The organism is Euryhalocaulis sp., assembly GCF_013911995.1.
Taxonomy (GTDB): domain Bacteria; phylum Pseudomonadota; class Alphaproteobacteria; order Caulobacterales; family Maricaulaceae; genus Euryhalocaulis; species Euryhalocaulis caribicus.
Genome location: NZ_JACESD010000050.1, coordinates 1 through 21,049 on the forward strand (window position 1 = coordinate 1; position 21,049 = coordinate 21,049).

Consider the following 21,049-nt stretch of genomic DNA (forward strand, 5'->3'; position numbering starts at 1 on the left):
CCGCCTGGGCGGCGAAATCGTGACCTATGACCGGGAAACTGAAAGCCGGGAGGAAATTTCCGCGCGGATAGCGGCGGAAACCGGCGCGACTCTGGTGCCGTCCTTCGACGACCCGGACGTGATTTCAGGGCAGGGCACGGCAGGGCTGGAAATCGCCCGGCAGGCGCAGGCGGCGGGCGGGCCGCTGGATGCGCTGATCGTTTGCGCGGGCGGCGGCGGGCTGACGGCCGGCATCGCGCTGGCCCTTGAGGGCTTGAGCCCGTCCACGAAAATTTACACGGCGGAGCCCGAAGGCTTCGACGATCATATGAAGTCGTTCGACGCCGGGAAGATTGTCGGGAATGAGCGGCGCGGCGGATCGATCTGTGATGCGTTGCTGTCGCCAGCGCCGGGGGAAATCACGTTCGCGATCAACAAGGAGCGGGTCGCAGGCGGCTTCGCCGTCAGCGATGACGAGGCGCTGGACGCCATGGCGTTCGCCTTCCGCCGCATGAAGCTGGTGGTCGAGCCCGGCGGCGCTGCGGCGCTGGCGGCGCTGTTGTCGCGCAAGCCGTTCGCGCGGCGCAGCCGCGTCGGCGTGGTGCTGACCGGCGGCAATGTCGATTCGGATATTTACCAGCGGGCGCTGGCCCGGCTCTAGGTCGGGGACAGGCTGGCTTTCGGGATCGAGCCCTTGTTGAGATCTTCGGTGATGGTCACGGGCGCGGTATTGCCGTTCTGGCGCGCGCGATAGACCTGCAAGTTCTCGATCACGCGCTGGATATAGTTCCGCGTTTCGCCGAACGGCACCAGCTCCACCCAGTCAACCGGATCAATGGCGCCGGCCCGGGGATCGCCATAGGTTGCGATCCAGCGGCGGCCGCGCGATGCGCCCGCGTTATAGCCCGCCATCGACACGATGTAGGAGCCGTTGAAATCGCCCACCAGCTGTTTGAGGTGGGAGCTGCCCAGCTCCGCATTGTAATCGGGATCGTCCAGCAGCCAGGAATAACGATAGGGCCGCCCCAGGGATCGCGCCGTGGATTGCGCGGTTGTGGGCAATAGCTGCATCAGCCCGTGCGCGTTGGCGTGACTGACGGCGCGCGGATCGAACTCGGTTTCCTGACGCGAAATGGCGAGCGCCAGCGCCGGTTCGACATATTGCGGTCCCTCCGGCGGGGTGAAGGCCAGCGGATAGGCGCGCTCCATCACCGGGATGTGCCGGTTGCGGGCTGATTTCGCCACGCGCAGGGCGGGGCGCATCATGCCGTAATCCTTGGCCATGTCGGACAGCAACGCGAATTGCGCCGCGTCCTGCATCGTGTCCTCGATGTGATAGGCGAACACGGTGAACCACCAGTCCTCGCCCAGCTCGCCCAGCATCCGGGCGGCCTGAACCAGCTCGCGGGATTCAAAGGCGTCGATATCGGCCTGGGTGATTTCAGGGTCCGCCGGAATGACAATCATCGCGGGTTCGCCGGTCAGGCTTTCCAGCCGTTCGGCGGCCAGCAGGCCGTAATAGGTGGTGATGTGTTCGGCGGCCTGTGTGTAATAGGTCTGCGCGGCCTCCGTGTCGCCCGCGGCCTGCGCGGCGCGGCCCTGCCAGTATTGTCCCCGCGAGAGCGATACCGGGGTCGAGACGATTTCCGTGATGATCTTGAAGTGCTCGCCTGCAGCCTCGGGCATGTCGAGGAAGCGCAGCGCGACCCAGCCGGCGAGGAATTCCGCCTCTGACCGGTCGCCGGCGTCTTCCAGATCGGTCGCTTTGGTGAGGTCGTAGGCGGCGCGATAATCCTTCAGCTCCAGAGCCTCGCGCGCCATCAGGTGGCGCATGTTCCACAGCTCGCCCCGGCCGGTTTCCACCGACGGATTTTCGGTAATGGCGCGGAGATTGGCGATGGCGCCGCTATCGTCGCCGCGGCGGCGCGCAGCGCGGGCGCGCTGGTGCAGGATGCCGGGGTCGCCGGCCATGCTGGACGGGACATTGGCGGCCGACAACGTGCCTTCGGTCAGGCCGAGACGCGCCTGGGCGACGGCCTTTTTCTCCGCCGACAGATAGGGGATGACATCCCGCGCGGCGGTGCGCTGATCCGCCCAGAGCAGGAAATCCACGCGCGACCAGTGATCATCCGCCGACAGGCGCTGCGCGTGTTCGTTCAGAATGCGGCGCTGGGTTTCCAGTTTCAGCGTCTGGCCGCGCCAGGCTTTCTTCAGCTCCAGTTCCGCGTCGTCCGGCAGATTCAGGTCGAACAGCGCGAACGCGTAGATGGCGTGACCTTCGCCGGTGATCGGCGGGTTTTCGGAAAAATAGGCGGCGATTTCAGAGGGCGGGATATAGGCGCTGTTCTTGTCGCTGAGCGCATACTCGGCGTCCCGCTTCATCGCATTGGTGTTCGGCCAGCCGTCCAGCTGTTCGATATGGTTCGCCAGATCGCGGAAGCTGGTCTGTTCGTCCGAGGTCGCGATGCGCCAGAGCAGAAGCTTGCGGGCCACCGGGTCGTTGATCGAGGGGATCGCCGCGCGCACCGCGCCCCAGTCGCCGTCGCGGGAAGCCTCGAACGCGGCCTCCAGCCGGTTGAATTCCTGTGGCGGCAGGGTCTGCGTGAAAGGCGCAGGTTCGGGCTTGGGCCGGGGTACCGGAACGCTCTGGGCCAGCGCCGGGCCGGCGATTAGGCCCGTTGTCGCGGCCAGCATGAGCATGCGCCCTTTCGCGCCAAGGGCGGCCCGCTTAAGGTCCGCCGCGAAAGTCAGATCTGCGCCCGAAGGAAGGTTCATGTTCACTGGATCCCTGACTGCTTTGATAACGCCCTTCAAGAACAACGCGGTCGATGAGGCCGCGTTGCAAGATTTGGTGCAATGGCAGCTCGACGAAGGCACGGACGGCCTCGTGCCGTGCGGCACTACCGGCGAGTCGCCGACTCTGTCGGCGGACGAGCAACGCCGGGTCATCGAATTGACCGTGGAAGCCGCGGCGGGCCGCGCGCCGGTCATTGCCGGCGCCGGGTCCAACGATACGTCAAAAGGCATCGCGCTCTCCCGGCAGGCGGAAGCGGCGGGCGCAGACGGCCTGCTGATCGTCACGCCCTATTACAACAAGCCCAACCAGGAGGGGCTGTATCGCCATTTCGAGGCCATTCATGATGCGGTCTCCCTGCCGATACTTATCTACAATATCCCGGGCCGTTCTGTAATCGACATGTCAGTGAAAACGATGTCGGCGCTTTCCAGGCTGGAAAGGATCGTCGGGGTCAAGGACGCTACAGGCGACATGGCGCGGGCGCGCGATCAGCGCGAAGCCTGCGGCGAGGATTTCACCTTGCTGTCCGGTGACGATTCGACAGCGGTCGAGTTCGCGGCGAATGGCGGCGACGGCGCGATCTCCGTCACGTCCAATGTTGCGCCCGGCCTGTGCGCGCAGATCTGGGACGCCGCGGCGGCCGGTGAACTGGACGAGGCGCGCAGCATCGATTCCGGTCTGGCTGAGCTTCATAAGGCGCTGTTCCTTGATCCCAGCCCCGGACCCGCCAAATACGCGCTCTCCCTGCTGGGGCTGTCGGGCGTGGATGTGCGTCTGCCGATCACGGAGCCGGGCGAGGCCGCGAAGGACGCGGTGCGCGCGGCGATGAACCGCGCAGGATTGCTGGACGGATAGGACGCATGGGCAAGACGATCGCCAAGAACCGCCGCGCGCGGTTCGACTACGAGATCGAGGACGAGATCGAGGCCGGACTGGCGCTGACCGGGTCCGAGGTGAAATCGCTGCGCGAAGGCAAGGCGAATATTGCCGAATCCTATGCCAGCGACGAGGGCGGCGAGATATTCCTGATCAATTCCTATATTCCTGAGTACGCCGCCGCGAACCGGCACAATCATGAGCCCAAGCGGCACCGTAAGCTGCTGCTCCACGCCCGCGAGGTGGCCCGGCTATCGGCCGCCACCCAGCGCGAGGGCATGACGCTGGTCCCGCTGACGCTGTATTTCAACGATCGCGGCATCGCCAAGCTGAAGCTGGGACTCGCAAAGGGCAAGAAGACCATCGACAAGCGCCAGACGGTCAAGAAGCGCGACTGGGAACGCCAGAAAGCCCGTATCCTGCGCGAGCATAACTGACGCGCCATGCAGACCGTGGAGCTAAACCATGATTACGCAGCTTCACCGGACGCGTTATGGGAAACGGCTACAGACTGGGCGAGTGTCCAAGCGGCGATGAGAGGGCTGGTCAGATTTCATGGCCTCCCGGATGCGCCTTTGGAGACCGGACAAGTCATCAAGAGCGAATTTTCGCTGTTTGGATTTTTTCCGCGTTCGCCATGGGTAATGGAGGTTCTGGAATACGATCCGGGACGTCGCGTTTTGCGCAGTTTCGAACATGGTGGTCCGGTAAAGGCATGGCGGCATAACCTGCACGTGTTCCCCAATGAGGGCGGGGCGCGTTTGTCAGAGACTATTGAGGTTGATGCAGGGGCCATGACGCCGCTTTACGCGGCATGGGCGGGCTTCATGTATCGCTGGCGACATGGACGCCGCAAAGCGATGCTGGCCCGGCGTTAAGCCAACTCGATACGTTTTTTCGCCTTCTCGAACACGTCGTGAAACATCGCCTCGGTGAGGCGGCCGGTGTTCGTGTTGTAGCGGCTGCAGTGATAGCTATCGATCATGAGAAGCGGGCCGTTCGGGCCCTCCAGTTCATGTTCAGCGGCGTGCGCGAATTTCTTTGCGGACAGCTTGTAGCCGAGAGTCGCCAAAGCGTTGTCGTGGGCAATCTTGCCGAGCGCAACGATGATCTGAAGCCGGGGCAGGGCCTCAAGCCGGGCGACCAGATAGTTGCGGCAGGTTTTGGCTTCCGGCCCGGTCGGCTTGTTCTGGGGCGGCACGCACCGCACCGCATTGGTGATCATGCAATCAGAAAGGGTCAGGCCGTCATCCGGCCGCGCGTCATATTCGCCTTTCGCAAAGCCGTATTTCTGCAGCGTGGGGTAGAGGAGGTCGCCGGCCCAGTCGCCGGTGAAAGGCCGCCCCGTCCGGTTGGCTCCGCGCAGTCCGGGCGCCAGACCGAGGACCAGCAGGCGGCAGTCTTCCGCTCCGAAAGACGGGACCGGGGCGTTGAACCAGTCAGGCTCTTTCGCCCGCCATTCCTCGCGGAATTCGACAAGCCTCGGACAGAGCGGGCAGTCGCGGGGCGCTTCAGGCGCGAAGGTTCCCGCGCTCACGAATCGTCGTCGTCATCGTGGTTGTTGGAGCCGCCCGCGCGGCCGATCAGGCCTTCCAGATCCGCCAGGTCGATAAAGGAATCGGCCTGACGGCGCAGATCGTCGGAGATCATCGGCGGATCGGTCTTCAGGCTGGACACGACGGAGACGCGCACGCCCTTGGCCTGCACCGCCTCGACCAGTTTGCGGAAATCGCCGTCGCCGGAGAACAGGACGATGTGGTCCAGATTATCGGACAGCTGCAGGGCGTCGACCGCAATCTCGACATCCATATCGCCCTTGATCCGGCGATTGCCCTGGTGGTCGGTGTAGCTCTTGGCGGGCTTCGTGATGACGCTGAAGCCATTATAATCCAGCCAGTCGATCAGCGGACGGATCGGGGAATATTCCTGATCCTCCACCAGCGCGGTGTAATAGATGGCGCGGATCAGGCGGCCGCGCTTGCGGAATTCTTCCAGAAGTTTGCGATAGTCGATGTCGAAATCGAGAGATTTGGCGGCGGAGTAGAAATTCGCGCCATCAATCATCAGCGCCAGACGTTCATTCGGATAGAATGCCATGATCAAATCCCGTAATTGCAATCAATATAGAAGACTAAGCGCGTAGCATGATCATCATAGCCCTTGGCGGCAACCGTCCTTTTCAAGGACGTCCGCCGGAAATCACCTTGCTAAAGGCCATACGGGCGTTACCCGAGAAGGGGGATGTCGCGGTTGTTGCGCGGTCGGGGCTCTGGCGCAGCCCGGCCTGGCCTGATCCGGCTGATCCCCCCTATGCCAATGCCGCGGCGCGTATCGAGACAAGCCTGGCGCCGGAGGCGCTGATGACGCGCTTGCTGGAGGTGGAAAAGGCGTTCGGGAGGGACCGCGCGGGCGAGGCGCGATGGTCCTCCCGTACACTGGATCTGGACCTGATTGATTATGACGGGCGGACGGCAACGGGCGAACACCTGACTCTGCCGCACCCGCGCGCCCATAAGCGCGCCTTTGTGCTGGCGCCGGTGCTGGACATCGCGCCGGAATGGTCGCATCCGGCGCATGGACGGGCGCGAAGCGTGCTGGAAAGCCTGCCCGGCGAGGCGCGTGTGGGCCTGTCGCGACTGCGCTTGAGCCCTTCGCAGACGCACAAGCGGTCTTGAATACAAGGGCAGGGGCCCCTAAACAGAAGTTTCGTCTAGGTTTTTCGTTTTCCAGGAGGGCGCATGGCCCGCGTCACCGTTGAAGATTGTATCGAACAGGTTCCGAACCGTTTTGAGCTTGTTCTGCTGTCCGCGCATCGCGCCCGGAATGTTTCCGCCGGCGCCGAGCTGAAGCTGGACCGCGACAACGACAAGAATCCGGTCGTGGCACTGCGCGAAATCGCCGAGAAGGCGGTCAAGCCGTCCGATCTGGAAGAAAGCCTCGTCTCCAGCCTGCAGCGCGTTATTCCGCTGGAGGATGTCGAGGACGAGGAAGAACGCGCGGCCATCGCCAGCCGCGGTGGCGACGAGGGCATCAGCGAGGAAGACATGCTTCGCGCTCTGCAGACCGACCGCGACGCCGGGCCGGATAACCGGTTCTAAGGAGCCGCCTTGGCCGAAGCTGTTCGCGAGCACGCAGACACAGCAGCAACGACGCAGCAAACCGCGCCGGCGGACCGGCGCGGTTTTTTGCGTCAATATGAGCTTGTCGACCGGGTCCGGGCCTATGACCCGAATGTCGATGAGGATCTGATCAGCCGCGCCTATGTGTACGCCGTCAAAATGCACGGCGACCAGATGCGCGCTTCGGGCGATCCGTATTTTGCTCACCCGGTCGCGGTCTCGGAAATTCTTACAGACCTGCGGCTCGACTCCGCCTCTATCGCGACGGCGCTGCTGCATGACGTGATCGAGGACACCGACGCCAGTTTCGACACGGTTGCCGAGATGTTCGGCGTGGAGGTCGCCAAGCTGGTCGACGGGGTCACCAAGCTGGGCCAGGTGGAGCTGAATTCGGAGCGGACGAAACAGGCCGAAAACCTGCAGAAGTTCATTCTGGCGATTTCCAACGACGTCCGGGTCCTGCTGGTGAAGCTGGCGGACCGGCTTCACAATATGCGGACGCTGCATTTCATCTCCAAGCCGGAGAAGCGCGAACGCATCGCCCGCGAGACGCTGGAAATCTATGCTCCGCTGGCGCGGCGTATTGGCGTGAACCGCATCTGTACCGAGTTGGAGGAGCTGTCCTTCAAGCACCTCAACCCCGCGGCGTTCGAGACGATCTCCAGGCGTTTGGCGGTGCTGCGCGAGCAGGTGGGCGACAAGATCGCCCAGATCACGGCCGATCTTGTCGACATGCTGGAAAAGGAAGGCGTGTCCGCGCGGGTCTATGGCCGTGAAAAGAGCGCCTATTCGATCTGGCGCAAGCTGGAGCGCAAGTCGCTGAGCTTCGAGGAGCTGGCCGATATCTACGGCTTTCGCGTGGTCGTGGATGAGGAGAATACCTGCTACCGGACGCTGGGCATCATCCATCAGCGCTGGCGTTGCGTGCCGGACCGTTTCCGGGACTTCATCTCGGTCCCCAAGCCGAACAATTACCGCTCCCTGCACACCACGATTATCGGCCCGGACCAGATGCGGGTCGAGCTGCAGATCCGCACCGAGGAGATGGATACGGTCGCCGAACACGGCGTCGCCGCGCACTGGCGCTATAAGGACGACGCCTACCGGTTCGACGCCGATGCGGCCAAGCGCGCGGGCGGCGACCCGCTGGCGCGGCTGCGGCCCTTCGTGGAAATCCTGGAGCATGGCGGCGACCCGGACGAATTTCTGGAGCACGCCAAGCTGGAGATGTTCACTGACCAGGTGTTCACCTTCACCCCGCGCGGCCAGCTCATTCCGCTGCCGGCGGGCGCGATGCCTCTGGATTTCGCCTATGCGATTCATACCGATCTGGGCGACACCACGGTCGGCGCGCGTATCAATGGCCGCGAGCGGCCGCTGACCACCACGCTGAATAACGGCGACGTGGTGGAAATCCTGCGCGCCGGGTCGCCGGCGCCGATTTCCGGCTGGGAAGACCTGGTCATTACGGGGCGCGCGCGGTCCGCCATCCGGCGTCTGGTGCGCACCAGCGAAAAGGACGAATTCGTCAAGCTGGGCCGGGTGATTGCCGAATCCGCCTTCCGGCGCGAGGGCAAGGAGCTGCGCAAGTCCAACCTCAACGATGCGCTGCGCCGGCTGGAAGTGGATGACGAGAACCGCCTCTATGAAGAGCTGGGCCGCAACCGCATTACCGGGGCGGACCTGCTGGACGCTGTATTCCCCGGCCGCAAGGACGCCAAGCGCCTGCGGGGACGGCCGCGCTGGCTGATCCGCGAGGAGAAGGCGCAGCTTTTCGTGCGCGGCAAGGACAAGGATTTGACGCCCGGCGTGACGCTGCACTTCGCGAAGTGCTGCACGCCGCTGCCGGGCGACCGCATCGTGGGCATCCTGCAGCCGGAAATCGGCGTGGAGGTCCACACTATAGATTGCGACACGCTGGCCGATTTTGACGAGGACAAGGACCGCTGGGTCGATCTGGACTGGACGCCGGAGGCCGAGAAAGCGACGGCCATGAGCCGGGTTCTGGTGACCGTGGTGCACGAGGCCGGGGTGCTGGCCGAGATCGCGCAGATCGTGGGCGAGAACAACGGTAACATTACCGATGTTTCCACCCTCAATCGGTCCACAGATTTCTTCGACATGCGCTTGGATATCGAGGTTCTGGACGCCAAACACCTGTCGCACATCATCGCCGCTCTGCGCGCCAGCCGCAGCGTGGTGAAGGCCAAACGCGCACAGGAGACCAAGCGACGGTGAATACCCAGGACGTACTCGACGAATTCAAGGCGGCCGGCGGCCTGCTTGAAGGCCATTTCATTCTGTCTTCCGGGCTGCGCAGCCCGGTCTTCCTGCAGAAGGCGCAGGTCTTCAAGGACCCGAACCGGACCGAGAAGCTCTGCAAGGCGCTGGCGAAGAAGATACGCGACGCCGTGGGCGGTCCGGTCGACGCCGTTGTTTCGCCCGCCGTGGGCGGAATTATCCCGGGGTATGAAACGGCGCGGCATCTGGGCTGCGACGCCCTGTTCGTGGAGCGCGAGGACGGTGAATTCCAGCTGCGCCGGGGGTTCGCGCTGCAGCCGGGCGAGCGCGTGGTGATGGTGGAGGACATCGTGACCACGGGCCTGTCTTCCCGCGAATGTCTGGACGCGCTTCGCAAGACGGGCGCGGAAATCCTCGCCGGCGCGTGCCTGATCGACCGCTCGGGCGGCAAGGCGGATATTGGCGCGCCACTCATCTCGCTCGCCCAGGTCGACTTCCCGGCCTACAAGGAAGACGAACTTCCTGAAGAACTGAAAGCCATTCCGCCGGTGAAACCGGGCAGCCGGGGCCTTGCGTGAGCGAGCTGCCGCGCCTCGGGGTCAATATCGACCATGTCGCGACCATCCGGAATGCGCGCGGCGGAGATCATCCCGATCCCGTGCGCGCGGCGCGGCTGGCCGCGGAGGCGGGCGCTGAGGGCATCACGGCCCATCTGCGGGAAGACCGCCGCCATATCGGGGACAAGGATATCCAGCGGCTGGTGGACGAGATCGACCTGCCCCTGAACCTGGAAATGGCCGCCACGGACGAGATGGTGGAGATCGCCTTGCGCCACCGCCCGCCCCATTGCTGCATCGTGCCTGAAAAGCGCGAGGAGCGGACGACAGAGGGCGGGCTGGACGCCGCGCGGCATCACAACCAGCTGGCCCCCGTCGTGCGTCGGCTGCGCGAGGAAGGCGGCATTCGCGTGTCGCTGTTTATCGAGCCGGACCCGGTTCAGGTCGCCGTAGCTTCGGCGCTGGGCGCGGAGGTCGTGGAATTTCATACCGGCCGCTATGTTGAGCACGTTTTCGCAGGCGAGACGAAAGACTCGGAAGCCGAGCTGGACCGGATCCGCGCCGCAGCCGCTGACGGGGCGGGGCGCGGGCTTGAAATCCACGCCGGCCACGGCCTGACGTTCGACACGGTCAAGCCGGTCGCGGCCATCGCGGAGATGCGTGAGCTGAATATCGGGCATTTCCTGATGGGGGAGGCGATCTTCATCGGGCTGGAAGAGGCGATCAGGCGTATGAAGACGCTGATCGTGGAGGCGCGCTCATGATCCTTGGCATGGGCAACGACCTGATCGATATCCGCCGGGTCGAACATTCGCTGGACCGGTTCGGCGACCGTTTTGTGCAGCGCATCTTTACCGAGATCGAACAGGCCAAATCCGACAAGCGCCGGGAGCGCGCGGCGAGCTACGCCAAGCGTTTTGCGGCCAAAGAGGCCTGCGCCAAGGCGCTGGGAACCGGGGTGCCGCGGCGCGGCGTGCACTGGCGAGACATGGGCGTGGTGAATTTGCCGAGCGGAAAACCGACGCTGGCCCTGACCGGCGGCGCGGCGGAACGGCTTGCGGCGATGACCCCGGACGGGCATACGGTGCAGGTTCACCTGACGATCACGGACGACTTCCCGCTGGCGCAGGCTTTTGTGATTATTGAAGCCGCCATCGCGCCTGCTCAACCGGCGCCGCGCGGATAAGACAATGATGGATCGTGTTTTGAATATGAAGGGCTCGAAAAGCGCGCTGGGCGAGAATGTCCGCACGATCGTCTATGCGCTGGGCATTGCGCTGATCCTGCGCACCCTGCTGTTCCAGCCTTTCCATATTCCGTCCGAGTCGATGGTGCCGACGCTGGCGACCGGCGACTACATCTTTGCGTCCAAGTTTTCCTATGGCTACAGCCGCCATTCCCTGCCTTTGTCGCCGCCCATTTTTGACGGACGGATTCTGGGCGGTCAGCCAGATCGCGGCGATGTCGTGGTGTTCAAATATCCGCGCGACAACCGCACCGATTATATCAAGCGGGTCGTCGGCCTGCCCGGCGACCGGATCCAGATGATTGACGGCGTGCTGAACATCAACGGTCAGCCGGTCGGCCATGAATTCGTGAAAAGCCTCAATACGACGGACGATTTCGGCAATCGCCGCGCGACCCAGATTTACCGGGAAACCTTCCCGAACGGCGATACGCACATCATTTTCGATCAGCGCAAAGGCGGCCCGGCCGATAATACGCGGGTCTTCTTCGTGCCCGAGAACCATTATTTCATGATGGGCGACAACCGGGACGACAGCCGTGACAGCCGCTATTTCGATGCGGTTCCGGCGGAGAATTTGGTCGGCAAGGCGCAGATCATCTTCTTCTCCGTCAACGAGAATTTCCGCCTGCTGCGGCCCTGGACCTGGTTCAATTTCCGGCTGGGCCGCTTCTTCCACGGCGTCAGGGCCAACGCCGAAGAATTGTGAGCAAGGACCCGGCTCTCGCCGAACTGCAGGACCGGATCGGACACCGGTTCAAGGATCGCGAGCTGCTGATCCGCGCCCTGACTCATTCCAGCTTCGGTGATGGCGCGGGCGACCGCAGCAATAATGAACGTCTGGAATTTCTGGGCGACCGGATACTGGGCCTGCTGACCGCCGAAAAGCTCTATGAGACATTTGCCGACGTCGCCGAAGGCGGACTGGCGCCGCGCCTGAACGCGCTTGTGCGGCGGGAAACCTGCGCCCGGGTGGCGCTGGACGCCGGTATCGACAAGGCTTTGCGGCTGAGCAAATCGGAGGAGCGTGGCGGGGGCCGGGAAAAGGATTCCATCCTGGGCGACGCTTGCGAGGCCATGATCGGCGCGCTGTATCTGGATGGCGGGCTGAAGGCGGCCCGTCATTTTTATGATTCCTTCTGGAAGAAAGAGCTGAAGAAGGTCATCGATAAACCGCGCGACCCCAAGACCGCCCTGCAGGAATGGGCGCTGGCGCAGGGTTACGACGTTCCCCGCTATACGATTGTGGGCCGGTCGGGCCCCGATCACGCGCCGAAATTCAAGGTGGAAGTCAGCCTGGAGGGCGTGAAACCCGAGCGGGGGAAGGGGAGTTCAAAACAGGCAGCCGAACGCAACGCCGCCGAAGCCCTGTTCAAGCGAGAAACCGATAATGGCTGACCCAACCACACGTTCCGGATTTGCCGCCGTTATTGGCGCGCCGAACGCCGGTAAGTCGACGCTGGTGAACCAGATGGTCGGGACGAAGGTCTCGATCGTGACGCACAAGGTGCAGACGACGCGCTTTCCGGTGCGCGGCGTCGCCATGCATGACGACTCCCAGATCGTGTTTGTCGATACGCCCGGCATTTTTGCCCCGCGCCGCCGGCTGGACCGCGCCATGGTGCGCGCGGCCTGGACGGGCGCGGAGGAGGCCGACGCGATCATCCATGTGGTCGACGCCGCCGCCCAGACGCGGATCGGCACGCCCGACGAAACCGGCGCTGACCACCGCTCCGGCGATGATGTGGCGCGGGTTATTGACGGCCTCAAGGAGGCGGGGCGGACGGCGTTTCTGGCGCTGAACAAGATTGACGCGATGAAGCGGGAGCCGCTGCTTGAATTGGCGCAAACACTCAATGATACACGTGTTTATAGCCAGATATTCATGTTGTCAGCGACCAAGGGCGACGGCGTTGGCGATCTGTTGAAAGCTGTTTCGGAAACGATGCCGGAAGGCCCGTATCTCTATCCGCCCGATCAGGCGGCGGACCTGCCGCAAAGCCTGCTGGCCGCCGAAATTACGCGCGAAAAACTGTTCCTGCGCCTGCACGCGGAGCTTCCCTACGCCACCGCCGTGGAAACGGCGAGTTGGGAGGAAAAGCGCGACGGCTCTGTCAGGATCGAACAAACGATATTCGTGGAGCGGGAAAGCCAGCGGGCCATCGTTCTGGGCAAGCAGGGCCGCGCCATCCGTGAAATCGGGCAGCGTGCGCGGGAAGAGCTGGAAGAAATTCTCGGCCGCCGGGTGCATTTGTTCCTGCATGTGAAAGTGAAGGAAAACTGGTCCGAACAGCGCAGCCTCTACACGCCGCTGGGACTGGAGTTCGACGTCTGACGCCATGGAATGGACCGATCAGGGGATCGTCATCCGGGTCCGTCCCCATGGCGAATCCAGCGCCATTATAGAATTGTTGACCCCGGAAAAGGGCCGTCACGCCGGGCTGGTCCGCGGCGGACGATCCAAGCGTCTGCGTGGCGTTTTGCAGCCCGGCAATCAGGTGCGGGCAACCTGGCGGGCGCGGCTGGAAGACCATCTGGGCTATTTTGAAATCGATGCGGCGGATCCGTTTCCGGCGGAATTGCTGGATGACCGGCTGGCCATTTCCGGCCTCAACGCCTCCTGCACGCTGCTTTCCCAGGTGGCGCCTGAGCGCGAAGCCCATCCTAAATTGTTCGACGCTTTTTCCACGTTGATCGCCAATATGGATCAGCCCGACATCTGGCCGGCCCTGATGACGCGGTTCGAGGCCGGGTTGCTGGCGGAGCTGGGATTCGGGCTGGATTTGAGGCGGTGCGCGGCGACCGGAGTCGAGGAAGACCTGATCTATGTCAGCCCGAAATCGGGCCGGGCGGTCAGCGAGGCGGCCGGCGAGCCCTATAAGGACAAGCTGTTCCTGCTACCCGAATATATGCGCGGCGGCGCGCCGAATCTGAAGGAGGGCGACGTGGCGGCGGCGTTCGCCCTGACCGGACATTTTCTGGAGCGCTGGGTGCTTTGGCCCTCTGACAAGCAATTGCCGGAGGCGCGCGCCGAGATGCTGGAGCGGCTGGAGAGGGCCGGGCGCCTGTAGGGCGAAAGCTTGGCCGTTGCGCGGGGCCCTGATATGCCGCGCTTTCTATTCTTCGCGAGGGACGGATACGTGAGCAAATCACGCGATATCATCGATTTTCTGGCGCAACGCCCCGCGGTCCGGCGCGATTTGCAGGACGCCATGTCCGGCGCGCTGTCGGAGTTTCTCTCGAAACACGGCGCTTTCATTCCCGCCGCGCCCTATGGCGAAATCCAGAAGGAACTGCCCGAAAATTACCGTTTCGAGGCTGTCGAAGCGCGCCTGGAACGCGACCGCGCCCATTTCGAGGCGTTTTTCGAAGAACTGAAGGCTCATTTCTATTCCGAGGCGCTGAACGCCGTTCCGGAAAACGCCCCGGAACACGATCCGCAGGCGGTCTATTGGAAGAACGGTTATTTCTCCCGCGCCGACGCCCGCGCGCTATATGCCATCGCCGCGGTTCATAATCCCGGGCGCTGGGTCGAGGTGGGGGTTGGCCATTCCACCCGGTTTCTGAGAAAGGCCATAGAGGAACACGGGCTTCAGACCCGGATCACCTCGATCGACCCGGCGCCCCGCGCGGAAATCGAGGGGAAGACCGATGAGCATATCGAGCAGAACCTGTTGGACGTGCCGCTGGATGCCTTTGCGGCGCTTGAAGCCGGGGATGTGTTCTTCCTCGACGGGTCGCACGTCATGCTGCAGGGGACGGACGTGACCCATGCGTTGCTGAACGTCTTCCCGGTGCTCAAGCCGGGCGTTCTGGTGCACGTTCACGACATCTATCTGCCTTTTGAATATCCGGCGGCGATCCGCGTGAAGCAGTTCAATGAGCAGCACGCCCTGGCGGCTATGCTGCAATTCTCCGATCATTGGGATGTGCTGCTGCCGGTGCATTTCATGCGGCGCACGGGCATGATCGAATATGGCGGCGGATCGTTCTGGATGCGCAAGACAGCCTGACCCGCCGTATAAAACGCCGCTCCCCGGCGTACCGATTTCGCTCGAATCAGAGACAATGCCGTCATGACCGAATTGACGCCTCCGCCCGACGCCGGGCGCATTCAGGACGAGCCGCTTACCGAGGCGCTCTCCACCCGTTATCTGGCCTATGCGCTGTCCACCATTACGCAGCGTGCGCTGCCTGATGTCCGCGACGGTTTGAAGCCGGTTCACCGCCGCCTGCTGTTCGCGATGCGGGAGCTGAAGCTGGATCCGAAATCCGGCTTCAAGAAGTGCGCCCGCGTGGTGGGCGATGTCATCGGTAAGTATCATCCGCATGGCGATCAGGCGGTCTATGACGCCATGGTGCGGCTGGCGCAGACCTTCGCGGCGCGCTACCCGCTGGTCGAGGGGCAGGGAAACTTCGGTAATCTGGACGGCGATAACGCCGCCGCGATGCGATATACCGAGGCCCGCCTGACTCAAGCCGCCAAGCTTCTGCTTGAGGGGCTGGACGCGGACACGGTCGATTTCCGCGAGACCTATTCCGGCGAAGATGAAGAGCCAATCGTGCTGCCCGCCGGTTTTCCGAACCTGCTGGCCAATGGCGCGGCGGGGATCGCGGTGGGCATGGCGACGTCCATTCCGCCCCACAATGCCGGCGAGCTGTGCAACGCGGCGCTGCACCTGATCAAGCATCCCAATGCCCGCACCGACACGCTGATCGAGCATGTGAAGGGCCCCGATTTCCCGACGGGCGGCATTCTGGTCGATGATCCGGCCGGTATTGCCGAGGCCTACGCCACCGGGCGCGGCTCTTTCCGCCTGCGTGCGAAATGGGAGACCGAGGATCTGGGGCGCGGTCAGTACCAGATCGTGATTACGGAAATTCCGTACCAGATCCAGAAATCCAAGCTGGTCGAGCGCATCGCCGAACTGGTGGATTCCAAGAAGCTGCCGCTGCTGGGCGGGGTCAGCGACGAGTCCGCCGAGGACGTGCGCCTGATCCTGGAGCCGCGCAGCCGGACGGTCGAGGCGGAAATCCTGATGGAGTCGGTGTTCAAGCTGACCGATCTGGAAAGCCGGGTCAGCCTGAATATGAATGTGCTGGACCCGCATGGCGCGCCGCGCGTCATGGGCCTGCGCGATGTGCTGCAATACTGGCTGGATCACCGCCGTGAGGTTCTGCAGCGGGCCACGCGTCACCGCCTTGCCGCCATCGCCGACCGGCTGGAGGTGCTGGAAGGCTATCTGATCGTCTATCTGAACCTGGACGAGGTGATCCGCATCATCCGGGAAGAGGACGAGCCCAAAAAGGAATTGATCGCCGCATTCAAGCTGAGCGACCGGCAGGCCGAGGCGATCCTGAACATGCGCCTCCGCTCTCTCCGCAAGCTGGAAGAGTTCGAGCTGAGAAAAGAGCATGACGCGCTGTCCGGCGAGCAGGGTGAGCTGGAAGCCCTGATGGCTAGCGAAGACGCGCAGTGGGACCGGATTACTGAACAGATCCGTGAAGCGCGCGACGCCTTCAAGGACGATCCGCGCCGCACCACGTTTGGCGCGGCGCCGGAAGGCGCGGCCGAAATGGTCAGCGAGGCTCTTGTCGTGCGCGAACCGATCACGGTCGTGCTGTCTGAAAAGGGCTGGATCCGGGCGCTGAAAGGTAAGGTCGATGATGTCAGCGACCTGAAATTCAAGGAAGGCGACCGCGCCAAGTTTGTCGTGCAGGCCGAAACGACCGACAAGATCATGCTGTTCGCCTCCAATGGCCGCTTCTACACGCTGGCAGGCGACAAGCTGCCGGGCGGCCGCGGCGCGGGAGAGCCGCTGCGCCTGATGCTGGATCTGGAAGAAGACCACGAGCCGATTGCGCTGTTCCGGCACGACCCGGAGCGGAAGCTGCTGCTGGCCTCGTCAGCGGGTTATGGCTTTGTGACCTCGGAGAAGGACCTGGTCGCACAGACCAAGTCCGGCAAGCAGGTCATGACGGTCAGCGGCGACGTGGAAGCGGCGGCGGCCCGCGAAGTGACCGGCGACCGCGTGGCGGTGATTGGCGATAACCGCAAGCTGTTGATCTATCCGCTGGAGGAGGTGAGCGAGCTGTCGCGCGGCAAGGGCGTGAAGCTTCAGACCTTCCGCGACGGCGGACTGGCTGACGTGGCGGTGTTCAACGCCGAGGATGGCTTTACCGTGATCGACACGTCCGGCCGGCGGCGCGAGATCGCCGAATGGAAGGAATATGAAGGCAAGCGCGCCCAGGCGGGACGCCTTGCGCCGAAAGGATTCCCGCGGACCGGGAAATTCGGCCCCGATTTCCGGCTTTAAGCGCGCGCCCGCGGGCGGTATTCCTAGACGCAACGCCATTTCACCGGGAGAAACACCGTGACCTTTATCTGGATTTTGCTCGCGATCGTTGTTGTCGTCGCGATTTTCGGCATCACAATCTACAACCGCCTTGTCGCGCTGCGTCAGGCGGTCAATCAGGCTTGGGGCGATATCGACGTCCAGCTGAAGCAGCGCTACGACCTGATCCCAAATCTCGTCGAAACCGTGAAAGGCTATGCCAGCCATGAGCGGGAAACGCTGGAAGCGGTCACGCAAGCGCGCCAGCAGGCGATTGACGCCAGCTCTCTGCAGGACCAGCAACAGGCCGAAAACCTGCTGACCGGCGCCCTGCGCCAGCTGTTTGCCGTGGCCGAGGCCTATCCGGACCTGAAAGCCAACCAGAACTTTCTGGAACTGCAGCGCGAGCTGTCGGACGTGGAAAACAAGATCGCGGCGGCGCGCCGCTTCTTCAACAATTCCGTGGCGGAGTTGAACACCGCGGTCGAGCAATTCCCGGCCGTGCTGTTCGCTGCGCCGCTCGGCTTCTCGAAGAAGGAATATTTCGAGGTCGACGTGGACGACCGCGCCAAGGTCGAGGCCGCGCCGGACGTCAGCTTCTAGGGGCGGCTGAGCCATGCAGGCCTTCGGCCTGAAAACCCATATCTGGAAGAATAACCGGGCCAGCATCTTCCTTCTGGCGATGTTCCCGGTGCTTCTGATCGCGCTGGCCTATGCCGGCACGCTCGTCTGGGCCGGCATGAACGGTTACGGCGTGGGGGAGGGTGCGGCCATCGCGCTCTCCCGGCTGCCCTTCGTCGCCCCCTTTGCGCTGATCGCGGCCGCGGGTTGGTTCGGCATTGCCTGGGTGGGGCATGACGCCATGATCTCCATGGCGATGGGCTCAAAGTCGCTCACGCGCTCTGATGAGCCCGAACTCTACAACATGCTGGAAAACCTGTGCATTTCGCGCGGGATGACCATGCCGAAGCTCAAGATCATCGAAACCGGCGCGATGAACGCCTTTGCCAGCGGACTGAAGGAAAAGGACTACACGATCACCTTCACCCGCGGACTGCTGGACGCGCTGGACGAAGACGAAGTCGAGGCCGTCATGGCGCATGAGCTGACGCATATCCGTAACCGGGATGTGCGGCTGCTGATCATCTCGGTGATATTTGTCGGCATTATCTCTTTCGTGGCGGAGATCGTCGCCCGCAGCTTCTTCTGGGGACATATGGGGCGGACGGACCGCAGCCGGCGGTCGGGCGGCGGTCAGGCGGGCGTCTTGATCCTGATCGCCATCGGCATACTCGCCGTGGCTTATATCCTCGCCATCCTGATCCGGTTTTCCCTGTCGCGGAAACGCGAGTATCTGGCCGATGCCGGGTCGGTTGAACTGACCAAGAACCCCGATGCGATGATCCGCGCGCTCCAGAAGATCTCCGGCAAGGCGGATATCAAGGGCGCGCCCGGAGAGGTGCGGGAGATGTTTCTCTATAATCCGCACAAGGGTTTTTCCGGCATGTTCACGACGCACCCGCCGATTGAGAAGCGGATCGATGCGCTGGTGAAATTTGCCGGCGGCCAGGTTTCGGCGCTGGAGCCGGAAACGGCGGAACAGCCCGCCGGCCCCTGGGGCTAGCCGGCCATCAGGTTCGGCAGCCATGTCGCAGTCGCGGGCACGGCGGCAACCAGCGCCAGCGCCAGAAGCTGCAGGATCACGAACGGAATCGCCCCGCGATAGATTTGCGCCGTCGTCACTTCGTGCGGCGCGACGCCGCGCAGATAAAACAGCGCGAAGCCGAAGGGCGGCGTCAGGAACGAAGTCTGAAGGTTCAGCGCCATCAATACGCCCAGCCACACCGGATCGACGCCCATCATGAACAGGGACGGCGCGACGATAGGCACCACCACAAAGGTGATCTCGATAAAGTCGAGGAAGAAGCCGAGCACGAACATCATCGCCATCACGGCGATCAACGCGCCCCACTGGCCGCCAGGAATACCGGTGAGGAGCTGCGAAACCATCTCGTCGCCGCCAAAGCCGCGGAAGACCAGGCTGAAAAGGGTCGCGCCGATCAGGATGACGAACACCATTGCGCTGATTTCCGCCGTGGAGCGCGAAACCTCGCCCAGCTTGCCGCCCGACAGCAGCCGCATGCCGGACCAGAGCGCGCTGAGAACGGCGAGGGCGGACAGGACATAAGCCAGTGTCGTGGCCGCGGCTTCTCCGGCGCTGACATCGGCGCGCCCCAGCCGCAGATCCAGGAAGGCGCCCATCAGGATCAGCAGGATCAACGCCAGCGCGCCCAGGCCGACCGCCCAGCGGCCGAAAGCCGTATTGTCAGGCTCCCCGGCATTGCGGAACCCGGCCAGAAGGGTCGCGCCGAGCGCGCCCAGCGCCGCCGCTTCCGTCGCCGTGGCCAGGCCCGCCAGAATGGAGCCAAGGACCGCAACGATGAGAATCAGGGGCGGCGCAAGCGCCTTGAGGATTTCAGCGATGAAAGCGGGGCCGCTCTGGCCGCGCTCGCGCGGGACGGGCGGCGCTTTGGAGGGCTGGGTAAAGGCCACGAACAGGACATAGAGAATATACAGCCCGACCATCATCAGACCCGGAATGAGCGCGCCGGCGAACAGGTCGCCGACCGAGACAGGCTCCGGCGCGAAATTGCCAAGCTGGCGCTGGGCGTTCTGGTAGGCGTTGGAAATCTGATCGCCCAGCAGGATCAGCACGATTGAAGGCGGTATGATCTGGCCCAGCGTTCCGGATGCGGTGATCGACCCCGTGGCGAGTTCCGGGGCATAGCCGCGCTTGAGCATGGTGGGCAGGGAGAGCAGCCCCATGGTGACCACGGTCGCGCCGACAATGCCGGTGGACGCCGCCAGCAATGCGCCGACCAGAATAACGGAGACGCCAAGCCCGCCCGGCATCGGACCGAACAGCTTGCCCATCGCCTCCAGCAATTCCTCGGCGATGCGGGATTTCTCCAGCATCACGCCCATGAACACAAACAGCGGCACGGCGATCAGCAGCTCGTTCGTCATCACCGCGCCATAGATGCGCTGTGGAAATGCGCGCAGGAAGGCGGGTTCGAACGCCCCGGTCAGCACCCCCGCGCCGGCAAAAATCAACGCCACCCCGGCCAGGGTGAAAGCAACCGGAAATCCGCGCAGCAGGGCGGCGATGGTCACGACGATCATGGTGATGGCGAAGATCTCGGCGAGGAGCATCAGGCGGTCCTCGTCCCGGTCAGCGCCTCGTGATGTTCATGATCTTCGATCGGCCGCCCGCGCAGCGTCAGGGCCGCCCGGGCGGACAGGCTGAATCCCGCCATCGCCAGAAGGAAGGCCGTCACCGGAACCAGCGTCTTCAGCGCAAAGACCAGCGGCAGGCCGTCAGTTTCGGGCGAGCCTTCCCACACGCGCCAGGCGCGCGCCACATAATCCCGCGACATGTTCAGCATCAGCCAGCACATCGGGTAGAGGAACAGATAGACGCCGATGAAATCGGTAAGGGCTTTCCCGCGCGCCGACAGCTTGCTGTAGAAAAGATCGACGCGCACATGCCCGTCAGCCAGAAGCGTCGATCCCGCAGCCAGCATGAACAGGCCGGCGTGGAGATAGGTCGCGCCCTCCTGCATGCGGGTCAGGGATACGCCGAAGACATAGCGCTGCACGACGACGATCGCGACGACGGCGACCAGAGCCACGGCCAGCCACTTGGCCAGCCAGCCCAGCCCGTCATTGATGCGCTCAGAAACCCGGATCAGGCGCGCCAGCAAGCTGCGAAGGCTGCTCCCGAATGCGCCGTCCAGTCCAAACATGACGGCGACAAGCGGCAGCAACAGAATCCAGCTGGTCAGCCAGCCGAGCCAGCCCAGCGCGGCGCCAACCATCGTCCAGGCGTCATAGCTCAT

23 protein-coding genes are annotated in these 21,049 nt (G+C 63.6%); 18 read left to right on the forward strand and 5 right to left on the reverse strand.

Annotation, left to right across the window (positions count from 1 at the left end):
- Positions 1-640 (forward strand): threonine ammonia-lyase (locus H2040_RS11905; protein ID WP_287157621.1); only part of this gene is annotated, 640 nt, incomplete at its 5' end.
- Here H2040_RS11905 and H2040_RS11910 read toward each other — a convergent pair.
- Positions 637-2,754, reverse strand: coding sequence for a lytic transglycosylase domain-containing protein (locus H2040_RS11910; protein ID WP_287157623.1), 2,118 nt, complete (start codon positions 2,752-2,754; stop codon positions 637-639). The genes H2040_RS11905 and H2040_RS11910 overlap by 4 nt on opposite strands.
- Here H2040_RS11910 and dapA point away from each other — a divergent pair.
- From dapA to H2040_RS11925, 3 genes are read left to right on the forward strand one after another with little or no spacing between them, the layout of a single operon-like run.
- Positions 2,753-3,631, forward strand: coding sequence for a 4-hydroxy-tetrahydrodipicolinate synthase (dapA, locus tag H2040_RS11915; protein ID WP_287157625.1), 879 nt, complete (start codon positions 2,753-2,755; stop codon positions 3,629-3,631). The two genes, H2040_RS11910 and dapA, sit on opposite strands and share 2 nt — an antisense overlap.
- A gap of 5 nt (positions 3,632-3,636) precedes the next feature.
- Positions 3,637-4,089 carry an SsrA-binding protein SmpB gene (gene smpB / locus H2040_RS11920; RefSeq protein ID WP_022698088.1) on the forward strand — a complete coding sequence of 151 codons (453 nt, stop codon included), beginning with the start codon at positions 3,637-3,639 and terminating at the stop codon, positions 4,087-4,089.
- A 6-nt stretch (positions 4,090-4,095) separates the two neighbouring features.
- A complete protein-coding gene (locus H2040_RS11925; RefSeq protein ID WP_287157628.1) occupies positions 4,096-4,530 on the forward strand; it encodes an SRPBCC family protein in 435 nt (144 codons plus the stop codon).
- Here H2040_RS11925 and H2040_RS11930 read toward each other — a convergent pair.
- A complete protein-coding gene (locus tag H2040_RS11930) occupies positions 4,527-5,189 on the reverse strand; it encodes a uracil-DNA glycosylase (RefSeq protein WP_287157630.1) in 663 nt (220 codons plus the stop codon). The two genes, H2040_RS11925 and H2040_RS11930, sit on opposite strands and share 4 nt — an antisense overlap.
- On the reverse strand, positions 5,186-5,749 hold the full coding sequence (locus H2040_RS11935; RefSeq protein ID WP_287157632.1) for a LabA-like NYN domain-containing protein: 564 nt from the start codon (positions 5,747-5,749) through the stop codon (positions 5,186-5,188). Before H2040_RS11935 ends, H2040_RS11930 begins: the two co-directional genes overlap by 4 nt.
- Before the next feature lie 47 nt (positions 5,750-5,796).
- Between H2040_RS11935 and folK the strand changes: the two genes are divergently transcribed.
- The 14 genes from folK (at position 5,797) to H2040_RS12005 (ending at position 18,774) form a co-directional block, all read left to right on the forward strand.
- The gene (folK, locus tag H2040_RS11940; protein WP_287157634.1) at positions 5,797-6,327 is read left to right on the forward strand and encodes a 2-amino-4-hydroxy-6-hydroxymethyldihydropteridine diphosphokinase; all 531 of its coding nucleotides are present in this window, start codon (positions 5,797-5,799) and stop codon (positions 6,325-6,327) included.
- Between the two features lie 63 nt (positions 6,328-6,390).
- Positions 6,391-6,750 (forward strand): DNA-directed RNA polymerase subunit omega, encoded by a 360-nt coding sequence (gene rpoZ / locus H2040_RS11945; protein WP_022698084.1) that lies wholly within the window; start codon positions 6,391-6,393, stop codon positions 6,748-6,750.
- A 9-nt stretch (positions 6,751-6,759) separates the two neighbouring features.
- Positions 6,760-9,009 (forward strand): RelA/SpoT family protein, encoded by a 2,250-nt coding sequence (locus H2040_RS11950; RefSeq protein WP_022698083.1) that lies wholly within the window; start codon positions 6,760-6,762, stop codon positions 9,007-9,009.
- Positions 9,006-9,590 (forward strand): orotate phosphoribosyltransferase, encoded by a 585-nt coding sequence (gene pyrE, locus H2040_RS11955; protein WP_022698082.1) that lies wholly within the window; start codon positions 9,006-9,008, stop codon positions 9,588-9,590. Before H2040_RS11950 ends, pyrE begins: the two co-directional genes overlap by 4 nt.
- Complete coding sequence (locus H2040_RS11960; RefSeq protein ID WP_287157639.1) at positions 9,587-10,333, forward strand: pyridoxine 5'-phosphate synthase; 747 nt, start codon at positions 9,587-9,589, stop codon at positions 10,331-10,333. The genes pyrE and H2040_RS11960 overlap by 4 nt, the downstream gene beginning before the upstream one ends.
- Positions 10,330-10,755: a holo-ACP synthase gene (gene acpS / locus H2040_RS11965; protein ID WP_022698080.1), complete on the forward strand. Its 426-nt coding sequence runs from the start codon at positions 10,330-10,332 to the stop codon at positions 10,753-10,755. The genes H2040_RS11960 and acpS overlap by 4 nt, the downstream gene beginning before the upstream one ends.
- A 4-nt stretch (positions 10,756-10,759) precedes the next feature.
- Positions 10,760-11,524, forward strand: a complete 765-nt coding sequence (gene lepB, locus H2040_RS11970) for a signal peptidase I (protein WP_287157642.1) — start codon at positions 10,760-10,762, stop codon at positions 11,522-11,524.
- Positions 11,521-12,213, forward strand: a complete 693-nt coding sequence (gene rnc, locus H2040_RS11975; protein ID WP_287157643.1) for a ribonuclease III — start codon at positions 11,521-11,523, stop codon at positions 12,211-12,213. Before lepB ends, rnc begins: the two co-directional genes overlap by 4 nt.
- Entirely contained in the window at positions 12,206-13,150 is a 945-nt protein-coding gene (gene era, locus H2040_RS11980) for a GTPase Era (RefSeq protein ID WP_287157644.1), read from the forward strand. Before rnc ends, era begins: the two co-directional genes overlap by 8 nt.
- Positions 13,151-13,154: 4 nt before the next feature.
- Complete coding sequence (gene recO, locus H2040_RS11985) at positions 13,155-13,886, forward strand: DNA repair protein RecO (RefSeq protein ID WP_287157645.1); 732 nt, start codon at positions 13,155-13,157, stop codon at positions 13,884-13,886.
- 69 nt (positions 13,887-13,955) lie between these two features.
- Entirely contained in the window at positions 13,956-14,828 is an 873-nt protein-coding gene (locus tag H2040_RS11990; RefSeq protein ID WP_287157646.1) for a class I SAM-dependent methyltransferase, read from the forward strand.
- A 63-nt stretch (positions 14,829-14,891) separates the two neighbouring features.
- Positions 14,892-17,132: a DNA topoisomerase IV subunit A gene (gene parC / locus H2040_RS11995; RefSeq protein ID WP_287157647.1), complete on the forward strand. Its 2,241-nt coding sequence runs from the start codon at positions 14,892-14,894 to the stop codon at positions 17,130-17,132.
- 66 nt (positions 17,133-17,198) lie between these two features.
- Complete coding sequence (locus tag H2040_RS12000) at positions 17,199-17,753, forward strand: LemA family protein (protein ID WP_422110944.1); 555 nt, start codon at positions 17,199-17,201, stop codon at positions 17,751-17,753.
- Positions 17,754-17,766: 13 nt separating this feature from the next.
- Entirely contained in the window at positions 17,767-18,774 is a 1,008-nt protein-coding gene (locus H2040_RS12005) for a M48 family metallopeptidase (protein ID WP_022698072.1), read from the forward strand.
- On the opposite strand, the gene H2040_RS12010 is transcribed toward H2040_RS12005, so the two are convergent.
- Positions 18,771-20,363, reverse strand: coding sequence for a TRAP transporter large permease (locus tag H2040_RS12010; protein WP_287157649.1), 1,593 nt, complete (start codon positions 20,361-20,363; stop codon positions 18,771-18,773). The genes H2040_RS12005 and H2040_RS12010 overlap by 4 nt on opposite strands.
- The coding region (locus tag H2040_RS12015; protein WP_287157651.1) for a TRAP transporter small permease subunit at positions 20,363-21,049 on the reverse strand (687 nt) is incomplete at its 5' end. The genes H2040_RS12010 and H2040_RS12015, both read right to left, overlap by 1 nt.